The organism is Oceanihabitans sp. 2_MG-2023 (genome assembly GCF_030547245.1).
Lineage (GTDB): Bacteria > Bacteroidota > Bacteroidia > Flavobacteriales > Flavobacteriaceae > Oceanihabitans.
The window spans coordinates 1-19,105 of the sequence record NZ_JAUOQT010000002.1 but is presented as its reverse complement, the minus strand read 5'-3'; the positions used below and the strand labels follow the sequence as shown (position 1 = coordinate 19,105).

At 30.1% G+C, this 19,105-nt stretch carries 16 protein-coding genes; 7 read left to right on the top strand and 9 right to left on the bottom strand.

What is annotated here, in order from left to right; translation table 11 throughout:
* Positions 1 to 124 precede the first annotated feature (124 nt).
* Positions 125 to 994, top strand: a complete 870-nt coding sequence (locus tag Q4512_RS04010) for a winged helix-turn-helix domain-containing protein (protein WP_303421850.1) — start codon at positions 125 to 127, stop codon at positions 992 to 994.
* Between the two features lie 68 nt (positions 995 to 1,062).
* Here the strand turns inward: Q4512_RS04010 and lysS are convergent, their stop codons facing one another.
* A complete protein-coding gene (gene lysS, locus Q4512_RS04005; protein WP_303421849.1) occupies positions 1,063 to 2,757 on the bottom strand; it encodes a lysine--tRNA ligase in 1,695 nt (564 codons plus the stop codon).
* Positions 2,758 to 2,973: 216 nt separating this feature from the next.
* Between lysS and Q4512_RS04000 the strand changes: the two genes are divergently transcribed.
* Genes Q4512_RS04000 through lipB form a run of 3 tightly spaced genes read left to right on the top strand, consistent with a single transcriptional unit; the run spans position 2,974 to position 4,677 of the window.
* A complete protein-coding gene (locus Q4512_RS04000) occupies positions 2,974 to 3,132 on the top strand; it encodes a YqaE/Pmp3 family membrane protein (protein WP_303421848.1) in 159 nt (52 codons plus the stop codon).
* A gap of 38 nt (positions 3,133 to 3,170) precedes the next feature.
* The gene (locus tag Q4512_RS03995; RefSeq protein WP_303421847.1) at positions 3,171 to 3,956 is read left to right on the top strand and encodes a hypothetical protein; all 786 of its coding nucleotides are present in this window, start codon (positions 3,171 to 3,173) and stop codon (positions 3,954 to 3,956) included.
* 4 nt (positions 3,957 to 3,960) lie between these two features.
* Positions 3,961 to 4,677, top strand: coding sequence for a lipoyl(octanoyl) transferase LipB (lipB, locus tag Q4512_RS03990; RefSeq protein ID WP_303421846.1), 717 nt, complete (start codon positions 3,961 to 3,963; stop codon positions 4,675 to 4,677).
* A 35-nt stretch (positions 4,678 to 4,712) separates the two neighbouring features.
* On the opposite strand, the gene Q4512_RS03985 is transcribed toward lipB, so the two are convergent.
* From Q4512_RS03985 to Q4512_RS03970, 4 genes are all read right to left on the bottom strand, one after another.
* Positions 4,713 to 5,762, bottom strand: coding sequence for a nucleoid-associated protein (locus tag Q4512_RS03985; protein ID WP_303421845.1), 1,050 nt, complete (start codon positions 5,760 to 5,762; stop codon positions 4,713 to 4,715).
* 101 nt (positions 5,763 to 5,863) lie between these two features.
* Positions 5,864 to 6,436 carry a hypothetical protein gene (locus Q4512_RS03980; RefSeq protein ID WP_303421844.1) on the bottom strand — a complete coding sequence of 191 codons (573 nt, stop codon included), beginning with the start codon at positions 6,434 to 6,436 and terminating at the stop codon, positions 5,864 to 5,866.
* 334 nt (positions 6,437 to 6,770) lie between these two features.
* Positions 6,771 to 7,370 (bottom strand): outer membrane beta-barrel protein, encoded by a 600-nt coding sequence (locus Q4512_RS03975; RefSeq protein ID WP_303421843.1) that lies wholly within the window; start codon positions 7,368 to 7,370, stop codon positions 6,771 to 6,773.
* A 61-nt stretch (positions 7,371 to 7,431) separates the two neighbouring features.
* Positions 7,432 to 8,193, bottom strand: coding sequence for a DUF4412 domain-containing protein (locus Q4512_RS03970; protein WP_303421842.1), 762 nt, complete (start codon positions 8,191 to 8,193; stop codon positions 7,432 to 7,434).
* Positions 8,194 to 8,360: 167 nt separating this feature from the next.
* Between Q4512_RS03970 and Q4512_RS03965 the strand changes: the two genes are divergently transcribed.
* Together Q4512_RS03965 and Q4512_RS03960 are read left to right on the top strand one after the other, a co-directional pair.
* The gene (locus Q4512_RS03965; RefSeq protein WP_303421841.1) at positions 8,361 to 8,933 is read left to right on the top strand and encodes a sigma-70 family RNA polymerase sigma factor; all 573 of its coding nucleotides are present in this window, start codon (positions 8,361 to 8,363) and stop codon (positions 8,931 to 8,933) included.
* A 2-nt stretch (positions 8,934 to 8,935) separates the two neighbouring features.
* Positions 8,936 to 9,700: a tol-pal system YbgF family protein gene (locus Q4512_RS03960; RefSeq protein ID WP_303421840.1), complete on the top strand. Its 765-nt coding sequence runs from the start codon at positions 8,936 to 8,938 to the stop codon at positions 9,698 to 9,700.
* Positions 9,701 to 9,822: 122 nt separating this feature from the next.
* Here Q4512_RS03960 and Q4512_RS03955 read toward each other — a convergent pair whose 3' ends face one another.
* The 4 genes from Q4512_RS03955 to Q4512_RS03940 all read right to left on the bottom strand — a co-directional run bounded on the left by Q4512_RS03955 (position 9,823) and on the right by Q4512_RS03940 (position 16,622).
* Positions 9,823 to 12,585 (bottom strand): CHAT domain-containing protein, encoded by a 2,763-nt coding sequence (locus Q4512_RS03955; protein WP_303421839.1) that lies wholly within the window; start codon positions 12,583 to 12,585, stop codon positions 9,823 to 9,825.
* 69 nt (positions 12,586 to 12,654) lie between these two features.
* On the bottom strand, positions 12,655 to 13,296 hold the full coding sequence (locus Q4512_RS03950) for a hypothetical protein (RefSeq protein WP_303421838.1): 642 nt from the start codon (positions 13,294 to 13,296) through the stop codon (positions 12,655 to 12,657).
* Positions 13,297 to 13,415: 119 nt separating this feature from the next.
* Positions 13,416 to 15,851, bottom strand: a complete 2,436-nt coding sequence (locus Q4512_RS03945) for a ribonuclease HII (protein ID WP_303421837.1) — start codon at positions 15,849 to 15,851, stop codon at positions 13,416 to 13,418.
* 171 nt (positions 15,852 to 16,022) lie between these two features.
* Positions 16,023 to 16,622, bottom strand: a complete 600-nt coding sequence (locus Q4512_RS03940; protein WP_303421836.1) for a ribonuclease HII — start codon at positions 16,620 to 16,622, stop codon at positions 16,023 to 16,025.
* Positions 16,623 to 16,753: 131 nt separating this feature from the next.
* Here Q4512_RS03940 and Q4512_RS03935 point away from each other — a divergent pair, with 131 nt between their 5' ends.
* On the top strand, positions 16,754 to 18,736 hold the full coding sequence (locus Q4512_RS03935; protein ID WP_303421835.1) for a putative porin: 1,983 nt from the start codon (positions 16,754 to 16,756) through the stop codon (positions 18,734 to 18,736).
* Positions 18,737 to 19,105 lie beyond the last annotated feature (369 nt).

The window sequence follows — 19,105 nt, the reverse complement described above, 5'->3', positions numbered from 1 at the left end:
TATTTCTGTTCGTTTTGATGTTACAAATTTAAGAGGGTTTCTAGTTAAAATATGTCAAAAGAATGTAAAAGAAGTGTCAACTATTGTAAAAAGTCGAGAAATTATATGTTATTTACAGTACCATATGAATACTAATACTGCATATTTATTTAGAAGCTTCGGGTTATTATTATTTTTTATTAGCGTTATATCTTGTAATACTAAGAAGAAAGATAACTTCTCAGAAACGGTAAAAGTGTCTTTACGCGAAGTTGGGCATCATTTATTATTAGCCAATCAGGATTCGACTACTTTGGTGAAACCAGTTATTGCTTTAAGTGAAAATAAATTTCAAGTAACTTTTGAGAATACCATCGCTATTCAACCAGACAGTTTGGTTGCGATTATTAAAAATAGTTTTGAAAGAGCAAAATTACCACAACATTATATCACCGAAGTTACTTTATGTAATAATCAAGAAGTAGCCTACAGCTATATCATGAATTATAATGCTGAAAATAATATTATACCATGTAAAGGAAGAGAGCTACATAAAGAATGCTATCAAGTTACAGTGCAATTTGAAGATGTTAATAATTCAAGTAAAAGCAAAACCAAAATTTTATACGTGCTTTTTTTAGTGTTTTTAGTATTACTTGTACTATTTGCGTATAGAAGAAAACCAAAGCATATTTCTGAAGAAAAGGATTTAAATTTCACCTCTTTAGGAAAGTTTCAATTTTATCCAAAAGAAAACAAGCTTATTAAAGAAAGTGTAGAAATTAGCCTTTCTAAAAAAGAGTGTGAAATACTGGCTATTTTTGTAGGACAACCAAACCAAATTATTAAAAGAGAAGAACTCATAAAAAAAGTTTGGGAAGATAATGGGGTTGTGGTTGGCAGAAGTCTAGATACCTATATTTCTAAGCTTCGAAAAAAACTGCAAGAAGATGAGACTATAAAATTAACCAATGTTCATGGTGTTGGTTATAAGTTGGAAGTGGTTTCCTTATAAATCAAAAAAAAAGGAACTACATTTCTGTAATTCCTTTTGTTATAATAAGGTTTCTATCTTCGCAGAAATTAAACAATCTCTACAAACAAACCTTCTTCTGTTTTTGCAACTTTTGCAAGATTGTTTTTAGTTAGCTCTTTAATGGTTTTATCCCATTTTTTATTCGATAAACCAGACTTTCCTTTTAAATCGTTTAATTCTAATTTCTCAGCAGCTTTCAACGTTTTTAAAACTTCTTTTGCTTCATCACTAATTGCTAAAGCTTTTTTCTCTGGTCGCATTTGCGGAAAGAATAAAACTTCCTGTATACTTTGGTTATTGGTTAAAAACATGATTAATCTGTCCATACCAATTCCCATTCCAGAAGTTGGAGGCATACCATATTCTAAAGCACGTAAAAAGTCATGATCTATAAACTCGGTAGCTTCATCATCTCCTTTAGCTGCCAATTTTAATTGGTGTTCAAAACGTTCCCGTTGATCAATAGGATCATTCAATTCCGAATAGGCATTTGCTATTTCTTTTCCACAAACCATTAACTCGAAACGCTCGGTAAGTTCTGGGTTGTCTCTATGTTCTTTACATAACGGGCTCATCTCTTTTGGGTAGTCTGTAATAAAGGTTGGTTGAATGTAGTTTCCTTCACATTTTTCACCAAATATTTCATCAATAAGCTTTCCTTTACCCATGGTTGCATCTACAGCAATTCCCATGCCTTTTGCAGCCTCTCTAATTTCATCTTCTGTTTTTCCAGTAATATCAAAACCAGTAAAATGCTTAATAGAATCTGCCATAGTTACTCTAGCATAAGGCGCTTTAAAGTCTATTTCGTGTTCTCCAAAAGTAGCCTTAGAAGTTCCGTTAACAGCAACAGCACAGTGTTCTAATAATTGTTCACAAAAATCCATCATCCAATTGTAATCTTTATAAGACACATAAATTTCCATGGCTGTAAATTCTGGATTGTGCGTTCTGTCCATTCCTTCGTTTCTAAAGTTTTTAGAAAACTCATAGACACCGTCAAAACCACCTACAATAAGACGCTTTAAGTATAACTCGTTAGCAATTCGCATGTATAATGGAATATCTAAAGAATTGTGGTGTGTAGTAAAAGGTCTTGCTGCTGCTCCACCAGGAATTGGTTGTAAAATTGGCGTTTCTACTTCAAAATATCCAGCGTCATTAAAAAAACCACGCATGGCATTAAAAAGTTTGGTTCTTTTAACAAAAACTTCTTTTACTTTTGGGTTTACTACTAAATCGGCATAACGCTGTCTGTAACGTAATTCTGGGTCATTAAACGCATCGTGTAAATTTCCTTCAGCATCTTCTTTTGGTAGCGGTAAGGGTTTTAAAGCTTTACTTAAAAGCGTAAAGTCTGTAACACGAACACTTTTCTGTCCCACTTTTGTGGTAAATAATTCCCCTTCAATACCAATAAAATCACCAATATCTAGTAATTTTTTATATACATCATTGTACTTGCTTTTGTCTTCGCTAGTACAAATTTCGTCTCTATTAAAATACACTTGTATTCTACCTTCACTATCTTGTAGCTCAGCAAAACTAGCATTTCCTTGAATACGTCTTGACATTAAACGTCCAGCAATGTTTACTTTATCTCCTTCTTTAAATTCCTGTTTTATTTTATTGGTAAGGTGTGTTAAAGGGTATAAATCTGCAGGATATGGGTTAATGCCTAAATCTCTTAATTTGGCTAACTTATCTCTTCGTACTAATTCTTGTTCAGATAACTGCGACATGTAATTTTTATATTTTTTAAGAAGCTACAAAGATACACTAAAGCTAGTAATTAGAAAACGCTTTTTTGGGCATTCTTTTTTCGAAATAAAAAAGCCGTGCTTTCACTAGTCGCTCTTTTCAAGGAGCTCCAACATGCGTTCAATCACTAATGCAAAGTGTAACAAAACACAAACCTTTGCGTCCAATAAATACATCAATCAATTAAATCAAAATCAATGAGTTTTTGGAGAGTCTTATTAGCTATTTTATGCCCACCATTATCTGTTATAGGTAAAGGTTGCGGATCTATATTAATTGTTTTTCTATTGTGGCTTTGTGGATGGGTTCCTGGAGTTATAGCTGCACTAGTTATTTTAAACAATCCGGAAAGATAAAATACGTATCTTTGTTTTGTAGAACTAAAATTTATACTATGAAACAATTTATACTAGCAATTGCCAGCGTTTTTTTATTAACCAGTTGTAATTTCACCGAAGAGATTAGCTTTAATCCAGATGGTTCTGGAGAATTTATTATGAGCTATGATATGAGTGAAGTCATGAAAACCATGGAAGAAATGGGAGGCGGTAAAAAAGACAATGGGAAAGAAAAAATGAAACTAGATAGTGTCATGTATTTTAAAGATATGCTAGTAGAAAAAGCAGATAGTATTGCTACTTTATCCCAAGAAGAACAAGATAAATTAAAATCTTTAGAGAGTATTGTTATTAAAATGAAAATGGATGAAGAAGAAGGGCTTTTTGATATGGGATTTGGTTCTACATTTACTAGTTTAAAAGAACTACCTGAGGCTTTAAAGAAAATTGAAGAAGCCAAAAAAATGAATTCTGAAAACAATGCACAAATGGGGAAAATGGGAGAAAGTGCTGTAGCAAAAGCATCTGAAGATATTTTTGAATATGTAGATTTTGCATATGACGGAAAAACGTTTTCTAGATCTATTAAAGAAGGTTTTCAACAATCGGAAGCAGATATAGAAGAGTTGAATGAAGAAATTGGCCAAATGGGAGATTCTAAAGAAATGTTTGAAGCCATGAGTTATACTTTGGTGTATAATTTTCCGAAGAAAATAAAATCGGTAACCAATAAAAATGCAGTGATAAGTAGCGATAAAAAATCGGTTTCTTTAAAAATGAATTTTATTGACATGATAAAGTCACCAGAAGCAATGACTTTAGATGTAGAATTAGAAGAGTAAAGCATTGAATAAAAATATAGAATTACAAGATTTAGGATTACAAGATTATAAAGATACTTGGGACTATCAAGAGTCTTTATTTAAATCGATAGTGGATGCTAAAATTAAAAATAGGAGAGAAGAATTAACTTTACCAACAAACAACTATTTTTTATTGGTAGAGCATCCTCATGTGTATACCTTAGGTAAAAGTGGCGACATGTCTAACCTGTTAGTAAACGAAAAACAACTTGCAGAAAAAGGAGCAAGTTTTTACAAAGTAAATAGAGGAGGCGATATTACTTATCATGGTCCAGGACAAATTGTAGGTTATCCTATTTTAGATTTAGATAACTTTTTTACAGACATTCATAAATACCTTCGTTTTTTAGAAGAAATGATTATTCTCACTTTAGCAGAATATGGTTTAAAAGCAGAACGAAGTCCAGGTGAAACCGGAGTTTGGCTAGATGTAGGAACTCCTTTTGCTAGAAAAATTTGTGCTATGGGAGTTCGTGCTTCTCGTTGGGTAACCATGCACGGATTTGCTTTAAATGTAAATGCAGATCTTGGTTATTTTGATAATATGATACCTTGTGGTATACGAGGAAAAGCCGTTACATCGTTACATGTAGAGCTTGGAGTAAAAGAAGTGAATGTTGCAGAAGTAAAAGAAAAATTACTGAAACATTTTACGGTACTTTTTGAAGCTGAGTTTATAAAACAAAAAACCGAAGTTTAAACTTCGGTTTTTGTTAAATATATTGGGGTTTTTAATTAACCTTCAGCATTAAAGAACACTTTGTAGTAGTACATTTTTTTATCTTCGTCGTAACCACGTTCTAGATATTCTTCGGCAGCATCTGGAGCATCAATATCTAGTTTTATTTGAATATTTGTATCTAATTTTATATCTGTTTTAATTTTCTTTTTATCCTTTTTTACAACCGCTTCTGCTAAATCAAATTGGTTTCGTAGTAATACGTTTTGTTCGCCTTCGTATTCCTTTTTAAAATCTTCAAAAAGCTGTATGTGGTTTTCGTCTTTAAAAACTTCTTCTTTAAAATTTTCAACGTTAATAATTTCGTTTTCTTTAAAATAGTCAATGGTTTTTGCAAGAAAGATGTTTCGTTCTTGTTCGCCAAAACTGGTTTTTAAAATTTCGGTAGAAAATTCACTACACATGTCTAAATAGTTATGTGTATGATTATTCATGTCATCTGCATATTTAATATTTAAGAACTTATCTAACCAATATTGCGCATCATAACTATTATTATCTACACTTAAAATAATATTGCCTTCCATGTCTGATTGGTTTAAAATAAGACAACCTTTATCTACTTTTTTAGAAGAAATTCCTTGTTGTACCAAAACATCATAACTATTGTTTTCTAAATAGGTTTGAAAGAAATTAGTTTTGTTTTCAATTTTAAAAATACCAATAGCATTGGTAACCATTTCTTTGTATTCTATACCTTCAAAAAGAGCAACCAAAACATCTCCAGTTTTTATTTGTGCAGAATCGCTTTGTTCGTATAAATGCTTTACAATATTTTTTGAAGTTTCAATAAAAGCATCATCATCACTAAAAATATTTTTAGCATAGTTATTAATTTCATTTAGTGCTACATTAGAATGGTGGTTAAAACGATAACTCTGTACCACAGACCCAAAAGGTCTTAGTAAAAACGGAAGCATAAGCTCATAACTTTGTTCGTCAAAATGTACTTCTTTTTCTGAAAAAGCATTTTTTGTATCGTTATGTTTATTACCTACTTTATGAATAATAAACTTGGAAATAGTTGCAGTTTTACGTGTAATCATCTTGCTAATTTTAAGACTACAATACTAATCATTTTGTTATAAAAAAGGCATAAAAAAACCGAAGCATTTTACTTCGGTTTTTAGTATATTGGTAATAAATATTAATATGCAATTCCGTAATAATCGCAAACGGCATAGTAATCGTTTATGTCTACTCCTGCTTGGTTAAGCTCGTTGTATACTTGTTGTTTATTATTTCCTACTCTACCAGTTGTAGTACTTGTAGATTCAATGATAATAATTTTCACACTATCTATATCTCCTGCAGTTATAGTATAGTTGTTACCATCCCAATTCTCAAAGTCAATATAATAGGTGCCAACTGTTATAAATGGTCTAGTTACATAATCTGCAGCAACTCCACCTCCTGGCATTGGATAATCATATCCACTTGCCGTATGATAGCCTAAGATAACATCATCATTAAGTACATCTTGTGTAATTGCAGGTACAGTTAAAATAAATCTAGTCCCATCTAATGTAGATGTATCATAAGTAATAGTCTGTACATTGGCATTACCATCTGCACCATTTAAGCCATCTGTACCTGCAGGACCAGTTAATCCCACTGCGCCATCCTCGCCATCTTCTGTAGAGCAAGAAAAACTAAAAGCTACTAAAAGGGCTAAAAGAAAATACTTTGTTTTTGAAATTGTTGTTTTTGAAAGTTTCATAATTTTTAAATTTATTGGATTAATATATGTTTGCTGTTTAATGTGATATTCTGTTTGAGGTTAACACCATTCTTAAAAAAAAAGCCGAAGAAACTTTCTTCGACCTTTAATCAAGCAGTTTCCTGCTTTGCTATAGTAACCCAAAAAAAACACTATAGTTTCATTTGTTTTTTAGCATGTATACTTTTTTATGTTTTATAAAGTGAAAGGTTAACAGAAAATAAAAAAGCTTCAGAAGTTTTTCTGAAGCTTTTTTGTTTGAAGACTACTTCAAATAAAATAAATAGATAATAGCAGGTCGTTTTTAGGGTAGATAAATTCGGTTGTATTTTGTTTAAAGATTTAATAATACACCAGCATTTATAACTACTTGGCTATAATTACTAGCAACAAATTTAGGCTCTAAATAGACTTTTAGCTTGTCTGTAAATTGGTAGGTTGCTCCAGCACCAATATTGCCTCCAATTGCACTGTCAGTAACTTGTTCTGTTTCATAGTCAAAAAAGGCATCATAATATGAGTTACCAGTTTTATAGCTGGAAAAGTTTACTCCAACTACTGGATATACTTTTAATTTGCTTTCAATAATATTAAAATAGTAATGCGCATTTACGTCACCAGCAAATAGACTTCTTTTGTAACCATAAACTTGATTTCCAAAAAAGTAAGAAGCACTTGGTGTAATAGCAATATTATCTGTGATATTAAATACACCTTTAAGTGTAACTCCTGGTCCAGAAATTTTTTCGTTATATCCTAATCCTCCACCAATAGCAATTTGTGCTTGCATTTGTGTGGCAAATAAAAAGATTAGTACGCATACGAATAGACTGTTTTTTGTTTTCATAATTGGGTTGTTTGTTAATTGTACATTTTTACTAATCTTCATTGTATTGAAGACGTTGTTTTTGTGAATTGTTTTTGTGAATTTCATTTAATACGTGTTTTTTTGGGTTATAAGTATTAATGTGTATCGCTATAAGAGGTTAACATTTTTACATCATTTTTTTATAATCACTACCATTAATAGTTAGATTGCTTTTTTCTAGGGCAATACATTTCATAACCATATTTTGATCTTTTCTTTTGCTAGTATCTGTTATATTCATTTCCATGGTTAATCCATTAATCATAGACATCCAAGATTGATTTAACCCTTTTTTTACTTTTGCTTGATAAAATGCTTTCGAAAAAGTAACGCCAGCATCTTGTGTAACCCAAACGTTTCCATTGTAATCTTTGCCTTCTACTTTATATTCATGGCAAGTAAAATTTAAGATGTTTTTTGTTTTACCTGTAGGTGTAATTTTTACATCTTGCTCTTGCATTGCATCTTCTGTCATACTATCTAAATCTATTGGTATAGACATTTGTGTTTTTTGGTTATTTATTTCCATAAACATCGTTGCTTTTTTAGTAGAGATGTCCATGACAGTAATCATTTTAGTAATATTATTTCCTAAATCCATACTAGTGCCAATATAATTAGCGTCATTATTTAAAAAATAGTTGATATTCGTATTGTGTTTATTACTTTGAATTTGCATTACAAACTTGTGTGTAAACGTATACGTTTTTTGAATGGCTGAAGTACTATTAACTTGTCGTTGTTCTCTTGTAGTTTTGCCTGCTTTTTTTTCTAAAGTATGCGCCTCAGCTCGTTCTGCTACGTTACCTAATTCTTTTAAAAGTTGCGTTTGTGTGTTTGTGGTGACACAAAACGATAGCATTATTAGTGATAATTTAAAAAATTTCATGATTATATGTTTTTAGATTTCGCTCTTTTAATAGCAAAGTTTATCAGAGGTTAACATGGGATATAAAAAATAAAGGAGAAGAGATATCTGTTAGAAAACTAAAGAGTTATGTCAAAAAAAGTTAATTTAGCAGTAGTGTGTTAACCTTTAATACTTAGTTACATTAAATGCATAGAGTACAAGAGAATATTACTATTGAAGATTTAAAACAGGGCTCCGATATATTGTTTAGAAAAATATATGAAGACAACAGAGATAAGTTTTTAAATTTTGCTAGAAAGTATAACTTATCTCAAGAAGATAATATAGACATCTACCAAGATGCATACATTGTCTTTTATAATAATGTTATGCAAGGTAAAGTACAAGAGTTTACAAGCAGTATTTCTACCTATTTATTTAGCATTGGGAAGTATTTAATTTATGATAAAATGAAGAAAAACAATAAGACAATTAATCCCGATTTTGATTTGTCTATTGTTAGAGAAAAGGAAGAACTTATAGATTCCGAATTAGAAATGGACTCGCAAGAACTTACTACAGAACAAGTTTTATTAAAAAAGTATTTTGTTACTCTTGGAAAGAAATGTCAAGAATTATTAACCTTATTTTATTATAGAGGTTTTACTATTAAAGACATTATTGAAGCTGGAGATTACACTAGTGAAAACGTAGTGAAAAGTGCAAAGTCCAGATGTATGAAAACCCTAAAAGATAGAATTAACGCAAAAGATTATTAGCAATGAAAAATCAAGACCTTCTATATCATTATTTTTCTAACAGTTTAACTGCAGAGCAGGAAAAGACGTTTGAAAATTTATTAGAAAATGATACCGAATTTAAAACACAATTTTTATTTGAACAAAACTTAAAAGAAGTAATTAAAAGTAATGAAATAGATACTTTAAAAACAAAACTTCAAGGGTTTGAAAATGATTTATCTTCAACCGAAACTACAAGGATTGAGTTTTTTGATAGCGAAACATCGAAAAGAATAAAACCAATTTTTAATTATAAAAATTTTGCTATTGCTGCGTCAATAGCCTTGTTAATGGGATGGTTTGGTTATCATTCGTTTTTTGGTACTGACTATACAACTATGTATGATACTAATTTTAGTGCGTATCCAAATACAGTATATACTATTACTAGAGGAGATACCGAAAATACTTTAGAGCGTGAAGCTTTTGTTGCTTATGAAAGTAAAGATTATAAAAGTGCTATTGAAAAATTAGATGCAATTCCTGCTGATGCTAAAAAGGATTATTTTAATTTCTATAAAGGACAGGCGTATTTAAATTTAGAAGATCTAGTAAATGCAAAAACATTTTTTACGCTTGTTGTACAAGATAACAAAAGCTTCGTTGGTGAATCTACATGGTATTTGGCATTAATTTCTTTAAAAGAAGAAAATAAAGCAGAAGCTGTAAAGTACTTAGAAAATCTTATTACTAATTTTAACTATAATAAAGAAAAGGCACAAGCACTTTTAAAAGACCTTAAATAATAGTATCACTTCGAGTGATTGCAATTTTTTATTGCAATTGTATCGAGAAGTTGTAACAAAAAAGGATTTTGGTTATGGTTTGTAAGCTTTATCATTCCACACTGTATACGGTATACATAACTTTATATTTTTGATTTTGTACGTTTTCTAAATATTCCACCTGCTATAATAAAAACAATTCCACCTAAAATATACCATATCAAATTACTACTAGAAGCTAAAGCGGTTGTGTTTCCAGAAATTACAAATCCAGACCAATAATATGGATGTATTAAAGCATTCTGTTTATTAGTGTTTAAAAAAGCGATTTGTGCTTTTTGTAAAGCGCTATTTTTAGGTTCTTTTTTAGATAGGTTTTTATAAAAAGAATCCATAATCTTTAGTGCAGAAGCATCGTTAATTTTCCATAAAGTACTAGAGATACTTGATGCTCCACTAAAATAAAATCCGCGAGCAAGACTCATAAAACCTTCACCACGTTTCAAGTTTCCAATACCACTTTCGCAAGCACTTAAAGTTACTAAATTGGTGTTCAGGTTTAAATTATACAAATCGCTTACATATAATAAGTTATTATTGGTTGCATTTGGTTGAAATGCTAAATAAGAATATTCTGGAGTTTCATCATCTAAAATAGCATGTGTTGCAAAATGAAGAATGCCGTATTTGCTGCTTTCGGTATTAAAATTTTCGAGTGTAGCTTGGTTGCTAGTTAATGTTTTTCCTTTAAAATAATTTAAAATATCTGTTGCTTCTGCAGTATTGTTGGGTAATGGTAATAAGGTAGAAGAAGCATTACTAAAACTAGGAGCAAAGGCAAGGACTTCATTGTTTACCACTTCTTTTTCGATAAGCTGTTTTAGTAAAGTAGCAGAATTAGCATAACTAATGGCATGGTCTTCTACTAAATATTTGTTCTTTGTTGTATCTGTATTTAGACTGGAAAACGGAATGTAATTCAATAAACCATCTGCTACAATGATTATGTTTTTAGGATTTATATTTGCCAAACTCGGAGCAACTAATTTTTCATATAAAGTATATGTTTTGCTATTTAAGGTTTTTAAATTTGACTTCGGATTGTTAAGCATTTGGTAGATGCCAATAATCTCGTCTTCTAAATTGGTGTATATTTTATGACGCTGAATGGTTTTTGAGCTCTTGGTAATTGCAATGGTATAAATAGCATGGTTTCCATAAAAATAGGAAAGCAATACATCTTCTGGTTTTAATAGATCTTGCACTTGATCTGCAGAAATAACTTCCGAATTATACTTTAAATTAAAATAACTTTTGTAGTTGGTTTCAATGGTAGTTATTAAATCTCTGTATTCGTTTTTTAATTGAAATAATTGCTCTTGTAATACATCATTTGCAGATCTATTGATCTGTTTTTCGGTATGATTTATTTTAGATTTTAATACTTGCTCTTGCTCAATAATTTCTTTTGGAATATTTGCAAAAGTTGTTGCTTTAGTGCTTAAAAGTGCTTCTAGTAAAAGTGCGGATTTACTTTTTTCAGAATAAAAGAAAGCCTTATCTATTAGCGAATCTTGCTTCGTTTTTTGATATAGGTTATAGGTTGCTTCTAACCCAGACTCGAAAATAGGAAAAGCTTCTTCCATTAAAAAGAGCTTGTCGGTATTGTTTTTAAAACTTGGTTTTAATAGGTCTAAGGTTTGTATGGCTTCATTTACAGTTTCTAAACTTCCGGAAGGATTGGCTAGTGCATTTAAAATTTCAGCTTTATTCTTTAATATTTTTAAAAGAGTAGTTTGATTAATAGTGGAAGGATTTACGTTGATTGAAAATTGCTGCAATGCAAGATTATAATTTTCTAAAGCTTTTTCTGGCTGATTAAATTTTGCATGTAGCAAACCTAAGTTGTTATACGCTTCTGCAATAGTATTATGAGGTTGGTTTAGCCATTTTTGCTTTATAAGTTCTAAAGCTCTTTGGAGTTCTTTTTCTGCTTCTAGATAGTTGTTTTCTGCTTGTAGAATTTTGGCCTTTGCTTCGTGAAAAACATTCCATCTTGGGTGATTTTCAGAAAGATTATCTTGCATGATTTTTAGGTAGTAAGTAGAACTATCTATTTTTTTTGTAGTCAAATAATTTTCTAGTAAGTGGTTTGCTTCGGTAATGATACTGCTAGAGTTTCCGTTATTGTTCAAGTTGAACGCTAGCGATTTTTTAAAGTAGGAATTAGATAAGGTATATTGTTTTTGACTTTTTAAAACTTCGGCTAGTAAACTATAGTTTCTATTAATTTTATAAAGATCATTTGCTTTTTTTGTTTCTAATATATGAATATTCTTTGTATAGTATTCTTTTGCTAAATCATACTTGCCATCATTAAAATACATTTTGGCTATAAAACTATAGGCGCTGGTTAATAGGTCTAGATGATATACATTTAATTCCTTTTCTTTTAATGCTTCTGTTGTGTTAATAATAGTAAGAAAGGCATTCCGAGATTTTTCATTATTATTTAATAAATAATAATAGATGCCTTTATCTTGGTTTATTGAATTTGTATAAAACAGGACATTTTCTATTTCTTTTAATTTGGTTTCGTTTTTTAAAACAATAGAATCTAGTTGTTTGAAATTCGCTTTCATTCTCTCTAAATCGTAAAAATGTGCAGCACTTTTATTGGATGCATTTATACTATGTATTAGAGTTTCAAAGTCGTTTTTGTTTCTGGCAAGTTTATTTATTTCATTGTAATAATGATAAGCGGAATCTTGTTGAGCGTATATAAATTGATTAGCTTTAATAAACAAAGAGTAAATATTACTAGAATAAATAGAGTCGTTTGTGCTTTGTCCAAAGAAATTAGTTGTAGAAAGAAAAAGGAGGAATAAAAACAGTTTGTTTTTCATAAAAAAAGTCTTCAAATTTAATTGAAGACTAATTTACAAATATTTAAAGTATTAATAAACTGTTATTTATCACTGAGGAGTATAAAAATCAGCTAGAAACGAATAACTGTTATTTTCTGTTTGCACGCTAATCATTGCTTCTCCTATAAAACCTTCTTGTCCAAATTGGAAAGGTTGATACATTCCTGTATTGTTTGTATCTGGTATGGTGCTTATTAACGAATTTGGGGTTGTGTTTACCAAAGTTTCTTCATCTTCTGTAGAAGTTATAGTTAAACTCATTTGATTAGTTCCTGGCTGTAAAGCAATCGAGCCAATCGTATTATTTACAATTAAGCATAAACATGGTGAAGGAGCAGGAGGAATTGGAGGAATTGGGTTAATAATTAAAAATGCCTCTGTAGGACTTACAATGGTGTCCGATTCCATGTCATTGGTTTCAATAGTAGCATATGCTTCCGCTATATGGTTTTGGGTAATGTCATAAGCGGGATCCGAATCTGGAATTTGTTGCCAAACAGCAATACTGTCATTTAGTCTTGTGTTTTCACTTTCTAAATAGTATTTACGTAAGTCGCCTTCGTAAATATAGTTGGTAGAAGTAAATAACGGATCTTCTTCGTTTTGTGGAAAGATGTCGTCTTCGTCACAACTAATGTTGGAGAACATAATAAAGGATAATAGTACTAGTACTACATAACGTGTTTTCATAATTTTAAATGTTTTTTGGGTTACACTGTAGCTAGTTAATAGTAAGGAGATGCTAAAGTTAACATTTTCTCAAAAGAAACATAAAAAAAAACGGGTTATTTTGTTTAACTGTTTGACGTTTAGTTTATTTGGTAAATAAGGATAGCGTCGTTTTCTCCTTTGGTAACAAACTCTAGATTTCGGTCTTTATCTAAATTATCTAAAGCAATTGCAGAGTTTCCATATACTGGGAAATTGTTTTGTAGTTTACCATTGCTATCATATAAGTACACTTTTTGCGTTTGCAGGTCTGTTGCAGAAACATAAATCTTATCGTTTATATAAAAAAGTTTTGGGGTGTCATAATTACCAAAATCTAAATCTAAAGTTTTACTTTTTATAGTTAACTTGTTTTCAGATTGTGCGACTAATGTTTTTGTAGTAGTTGCTAAATGGTGTTTACTACCAAGATTTAGGTTTTGCTCATTGCTAGTACCATTGGTATTAAAACTTACCAATTTTCCATCTTTGGTTGTGGTTGTAAATTTGTTATAATAAAGGTATAACGCTTGATTAGAAAAAGAGTACTTGCTTTTTGGAGTTACTCTTGTTTTTCCTATTCTGTCTAAAATATATAACCTATTGTCTGTTTTAAAGGTTAAGTAGTCTTTACGTCCTATTCTAAAATGTTGTGGTTGGTGATTAATGGTGCTTTCTGCAGATTTAAATGTAAACCCTTTTACTGTTTTTCCTTTGGCATCATACATTAATATATTTTTTCCTTGGGTTACTACTAGTCTGTATTTTTTATTGTTATCATAATCGAAAACCGAAAGTGGTTGTGTAATTACATCATTAAACTTTAAAGGAAAAGGAGCGACGTTTTTTCCTGTTCTATCTAAAACATAAACGCGATTTGGAGTTGCAAATACTAATTGCAACCTTCCGTTTTTGTACATGTCTATTTGTTGTACTTTACCTAAAATAGGACCTTGAAGTTGCTTTTTCCAAAGCACTTTTCCTCGATTAGAAATTAAATATAGAGTGTTATTTATGTCTTGAACTACAATATCTTTTTGTTTGTTAATATGATTGTCTACTAGTTGTGGATTATTTAATAAGTCGGCATCTAATTTTATATTGTATAATTCAGTAACCGAATTTTCTCTAACCGTTATTTTGTTCTTTTTAATAATAGCATTAACATGTGCAAAATTGGTGTCGTATACAAATTGTAAAGCAGAAGTTTTATAATCACCTAATTTTAGATTTAGATCTTTTTCAAGATTGTTTTCTAAAATATTTTTTAAAGCAGAAGGATTAGCAACCATAAGTAAAGATGAAGCATTAGTAAGCTGTTCTTTAGTGTTTTTGTAGTATGCTTTTTCGTTGTATGTTGTCTTGTTTTGATGGTTGACAATTATATTTTCTAAAGCTTCTTTGGTACTTGTAAAAAGAAAGTAGTCGTTTATATTGGCATAAAAATTCGCGTCTTTAAAAGTAATTAATGGCGAAAAGGTATTGCTAAATAAGGCTGTTTTGCTAAAATCGTAAATGTTTGTTTGTCTAAACGTTTCTACTAAATTTTGATCGTTAAGTAAAGCGTCTTTGGTAGCTATAACATCTAATGAGTTTAAAAATACAGCTTGGTTTTTTCCTTCGTAAATAACACCAACTTCAATAATATTATCAAAAAGGGATGTTTCTGTTGCTAGTGTATCTACTTTGTTGTATTGTTTTAAATTTTTATTTAGAATAGAAAAATCGTTAAATGTAAAGCTCATAAAACCATCTGCATTACTTGGAGTAAGGTTTGCAGTTTTATTTTCTTTAGCAATGGTGTTTTTAAAAATGTTAATTAGGTGCTTTGTGGAGTCTGTTGCTTTGGTAATGCCGTTTAAAATAATTGCATCTTGATTTATATCTGCATCAACAAGCGTGTAGTTTGTAAAGTTTTTAAAAAGAATTTTGTCGTTAATAAAAACTGATTGTATTGGTGGTTTGTGGCTATTGTTTACTAGAATAGAAAAAGGTTTTTTAGTATCACCTATTTTTAAAATCGTTTTTAATTCATCGTCTTTATTTGTCGTAATTAAAGAAGCTTCTAGAATATCTTTGCTAGAGGAAGCTACAAAAACACTATCAATAACAGTGTTGTAGGTAACACTTTTGTCTATTTGTGTTTTGTGAATGGATAGGTTTTCAAAAAGATATGCTTCAATACTAATATTTGGTAGGGAATCTATTGCAAATAAATCTGGTGTTTGTTTCGTGATAACGGTGTATTGCAAACTGTCTTTTTCATCATAATTAAAACAAATTAAAAGCGGATTTACGGTGTTTAAATATTTTAGATTTTGAATTTTTTTTGTTAAATCAGTATAGGATTTACTTGTATTTAATCCTTCTAAAAAATCATTATTATTGAAATTGCTTTTTAAACTTTCTAAATTGTTTACTTGAATAATTACCGAAGCGTTTTCTGGAATATAATCTGTAGTATTTATGTGCTTATTTTTTGTATTACAACTAATAAGTAAAAGGCTAAGAAGGAAAAAACTCCAAATTTTGTTCATATAATAAAGGGATTTTTACAAATATAAGAAGTGTGATTAAGTATTTAATGTTATAAGTGTACTAAAGTATGTAAAGTTGTATGCTTCAAAAATTTTACGTGTTAAAAGTATATAGGTTAAAGGTAATAAGATCCAAATATGGGTTTTTATTTACTAAATGTAACGAGCAATTCATATTTCTAAACGTAATTGTTCTGGTAATAGTCTAAAGGATTTTCTATGGTATTTGGTTATTCCATACTTTCTTATGGCTTCTCTGTGTTCTTTTGTAGGGTATCCTTTGTTTTGTTTCCAATTGTACATCGGAAATTCTTCATGAATTTTATGCATATACGCATCTCTATATGTTTTTGCTAATACCGAAGCAGCAGCAATACTTAAAAATTTACCGTCTCCTTTAATAATAGTCTCATGCGGTATATCATTAAAAGGCTTAAACTTATTCCCATCTACAATGATAAAATTGGGCTTTTGTTTTAAACTAGCAATAGATTTATGCATAGCTAATATAGAAGCATTTAGAATGTTTATTTCGTCAATCTCATCTTCAAAAACATGTGCAAAACCAAAACAAATGGACTCTGTCTCTATGATTGGTTGTAATAAATCTCGTTTTTTTTCGCTTAGTTGTTTCGAATCGTTAAGCAGTTTGTTTTTAAAATTATCAGGTAAAATTACTGCAGCAGCAGTTACTGGACCAGCTAAACACCCTCTTCCAGCTTCGTCTGTGCCGCATTCAAATTTAACATTCGAGTAGTTTAATTTTAGCATTTAAGTAATTGTTAAGAATAACACGTTGTTATAAATTGTATAATTGTAATTAATACCTATTAGATATTTGCTATTTTTGGCAAAAAAAAGACAAGTCGGCTTTAGGTTGTTGCAAGGTCTAAAAAATAATTATGAAGCAAAAAATTCTGATATTCTTTTTATTAAGTGTTTTTCATTTTGGGCATGCGCAAGTATTACCTAAAAAAAAATTAGATAAAACCGAAATTAATGAAACTAATCAAATTAATACGATTAGTGATTCTTCTTCAACCAGAGCGAATAGAGAATCTAGTACAGATAACACTAAAGACCCAATAGCAAAAATACAAGACTACTTAATAATCTCTCACAAAAGAGATACAGTGCACGTAGATACAACACTAACTATAAAAAAGGAATATAAATTTAATTACTTACGAAAAGATAATTTTGAGTTACTGCCATTCTCTAACGTTGGTCAAACCTATAATAAACTTGCGTATAATTTTAATAGTGATAAACTCATGCCCTTGTTTGGTGCCAGAGCAAGACACTTTAATTATATGGAAATTGAAGATATAAACTACTATCGTGTTCCAACACCATTAACAGAGCTGTATTACAAAACCGCTTTTTCACAAGGACAGCAAGTAGATGCTTTTTTTACCGTCAATACATCGCCTCAATTAAATTTTTCTATAGCATATAAAGGTTTACGTTCCTTAGGGAAATACCAGCATATTTTAACTAGTACCGGAAATTTTAGATTTACAACAAGCTACAATACTAAAAATAAACGGTATACAGCTAATGCACACTTTGTAGCTCAAGATTTGCTAAATGAAGAAAACGGAGGATTAAAAGATGATAATATTATTTTCTTCGAGTCTGGAGATTCCGAATTTAAAGATCGAGGTGTTTTAGAAGTTAATTTTGAAGATGCCGAAAGCATTTTAAAAGGCAAACGTTTTCATTTAGATCATCAATACAATTTAATACAACCAAAAGATTCTATAGCATCAAATACGGTGTCTATAGGTCATATTATTTCTTTTGAAGATAAATTTTTTCAGTTTGAACAGGATGATGAAACCGATTATTTTGGTGAATCCTTCCGATCCAGTGATTTAAAAAAACAAGTGAAACTAGAAAATTTTTATAACCAACTACACGTAAATTATACCAATAAAACGCTTGGAGCCTTACAATTTAACATTAGTCATAACGATTATAATTATGGATATGATAATTTGGTGGTTCTTAACGGAAACACCGTAACGAATCGATTAAAAGGACAAGTGCTAGCCATAGGCGGATCCTATAATAAAAAGTTTGAAAAATTTCAATTAGAAGGAGAAATAGGAGCAAACATAGCAGGAGATTTTAATGGTAACTTTTTAACAGCAAAAGCAACATACCCAATAAACCAAGATGCTGTGGTAAGTGCTAAAATTAATACAAACTCTAAAGCGCCTAATTTTAACTTTCAATTATTTCAAAACGATTATATTAACTACAATTGGGAAAACAATTTTAATAACACTAAAACGCAAGAAATAGAATTGCAATTACAGTCTAATAAAATTGCAGATGTTACTTTGAGTTTTTCAAATATAGACGACTACACTTATTTTAAAAGTAATCCAACCGATAGCCTAATAAAACCTTACCAAAATAATGCAACAATAAACTACTTTAAACTAAAAGTAGAAAAAGATATTAAGTATAAAAACCTAGGTTTATACAATACCATATTATATCAAAACGTAAAAGACGAAAATAATACTTTAAACGTGCCAGAATTTGTAATGCGTAATACATTATACTATTCTAATACATTCTTTAATAACGAGCTTTTTTTACAAACCGGAATCACATTTAGCTATTTTACTAAATACTATATGAATGGATATGATCCCGTTTTAGCAGAACTCTATGTGCAAGACCAAAAAGAATATGGAGCATTTCCAAGATTAGACTTCTTTATCAATGCCAAAATTCGTCAAGCAAGAATCTATTTAAAAGCAGAACACTTTAATTCCGCATGGACAGGCTACGACTATTACTCCGCGCCAAACTATCCTTATAGAGATTTTGCTGTGCGTTTCGGTGTTGTTTGGAACTTCTTTTTATAACTATTATAGCGTTCCGCTACTTATCCTATGGGCTAAGTATCGTCAGGCTCTCCGCTATATCTTTTTGTTACTTGTTAGTATTTCAATAATCCATCCTACTATTTTCTAGTTATTTTTTAAAATAGTTTGTATTGTATTAGTATCGCAAAAAGGATGTCGCTTCTATCCTTAACGCGATATTGGAGTTCGGTTAGAATATTAGACAAAAAAAGTTTATTTATAAAGTCTTGAGAATAAGCTTCTAAAAGGGGTTAGGAAAAATAATTAAAAAAAAGCTTAAAAAAGTTATTGTTGTAAAGAAAAAGGTATCTATATTTGCACCCCGCTACGGAAATAGAGATATTAAAAATAGCGATAAAAAAGTTCTAT

Bases quoted from the DNA above. Each gene is read 5' to 3' on its own strand.
- Q4512_RS04010 (WP_303421850.1), top strand. From the start codon at position 125: ATGAATACTAATACTGCATATTTATTTAGAAGCTTCGGGTTATTATTA.
- lysS (WP_303421849.1), bottom strand. From the start codon at position 2,757: ATGTCGCAGTTATCTGAACAAGAATTAGTACGAAGAGATAAGTTAGCC.
- Q4512_RS04000 (WP_303421848.1), top strand. From the start codon at position 2,974: ATGAGTTTTTGGAGAGTCTTATTAGCTATTTTATGCCCACCATTATCT.
- Q4512_RS03995 (WP_303421847.1), top strand. From the start codon at position 3,171: ATGAAACAATTTATACTAGCAATTGCCAGCGTTTTTTTATTAACCAGT.
- Q4512_RS03985 (WP_303421845.1), bottom strand. From the start codon at position 5,762: ATGATTACACGTAAAACTGCAACTATTTCCAAGTTTATTATTCATAAA.
- Q4512_RS03980 (WP_303421844.1), bottom strand. From the start codon at position 6,436: ATGAAACTTTCAAAAACAACAATTTCAAAAACAAAGTATTTTCTTTTA.
- Q4512_RS03975 (WP_303421843.1), bottom strand. From the start codon at position 7,370: ATGAAATTCACAAAAACAATTCACAAAAACAACGTCTTCAATACAATG.
- Q4512_RS03970 (WP_303421842.1), bottom strand. From the start codon at position 8,193: ATGAAATTTTTTAAATTATCACTAATAATGCTATCGTTTTGTGTCACC.
- Q4512_RS03965 (WP_303421841.1), top strand. From the start codon at position 8,361: ATGCATAGAGTACAAGAGAATATTACTATTGAAGATTTAAAACAGGGC.
- Q4512_RS03960 (WP_303421840.1), top strand. From the start codon at position 8,936: ATGAAAAATCAAGACCTTCTATATCATTATTTTTCTAACAGTTTAACT.
- Q4512_RS03955 (WP_303421839.1), bottom strand. From the start codon at position 12,585: ATGAAAAACAAACTGTTTTTATTCCTCCTTTTTCTTTCTACAACTAAT.
- Q4512_RS03950 (WP_303421838.1), bottom strand. From the start codon at position 13,296: ATGAAAACACGTTATGTAGTACTAGTACTATTATCCTTTATTATGTTC.
- Q4512_RS03945 (WP_303421837.1), bottom strand. From the start codon at position 15,851: ATGAACAAAATTTGGAGTTTTTTCCTTCTTAGCCTTTTACTTATTAGT.
- Q4512_RS03940 (WP_303421836.1), bottom strand. From the start codon at position 16,622: ATGCTAAAATTAAACTACTCGAATGTTAAATTTGAATGCGGCACAGAC.
- Q4512_RS03935 (WP_303421835.1), top strand. From the start codon at position 16,754: ATGAAGCAAAAAATTCTGATATTCTTTTTATTAAGTGTTTTTCATTTT.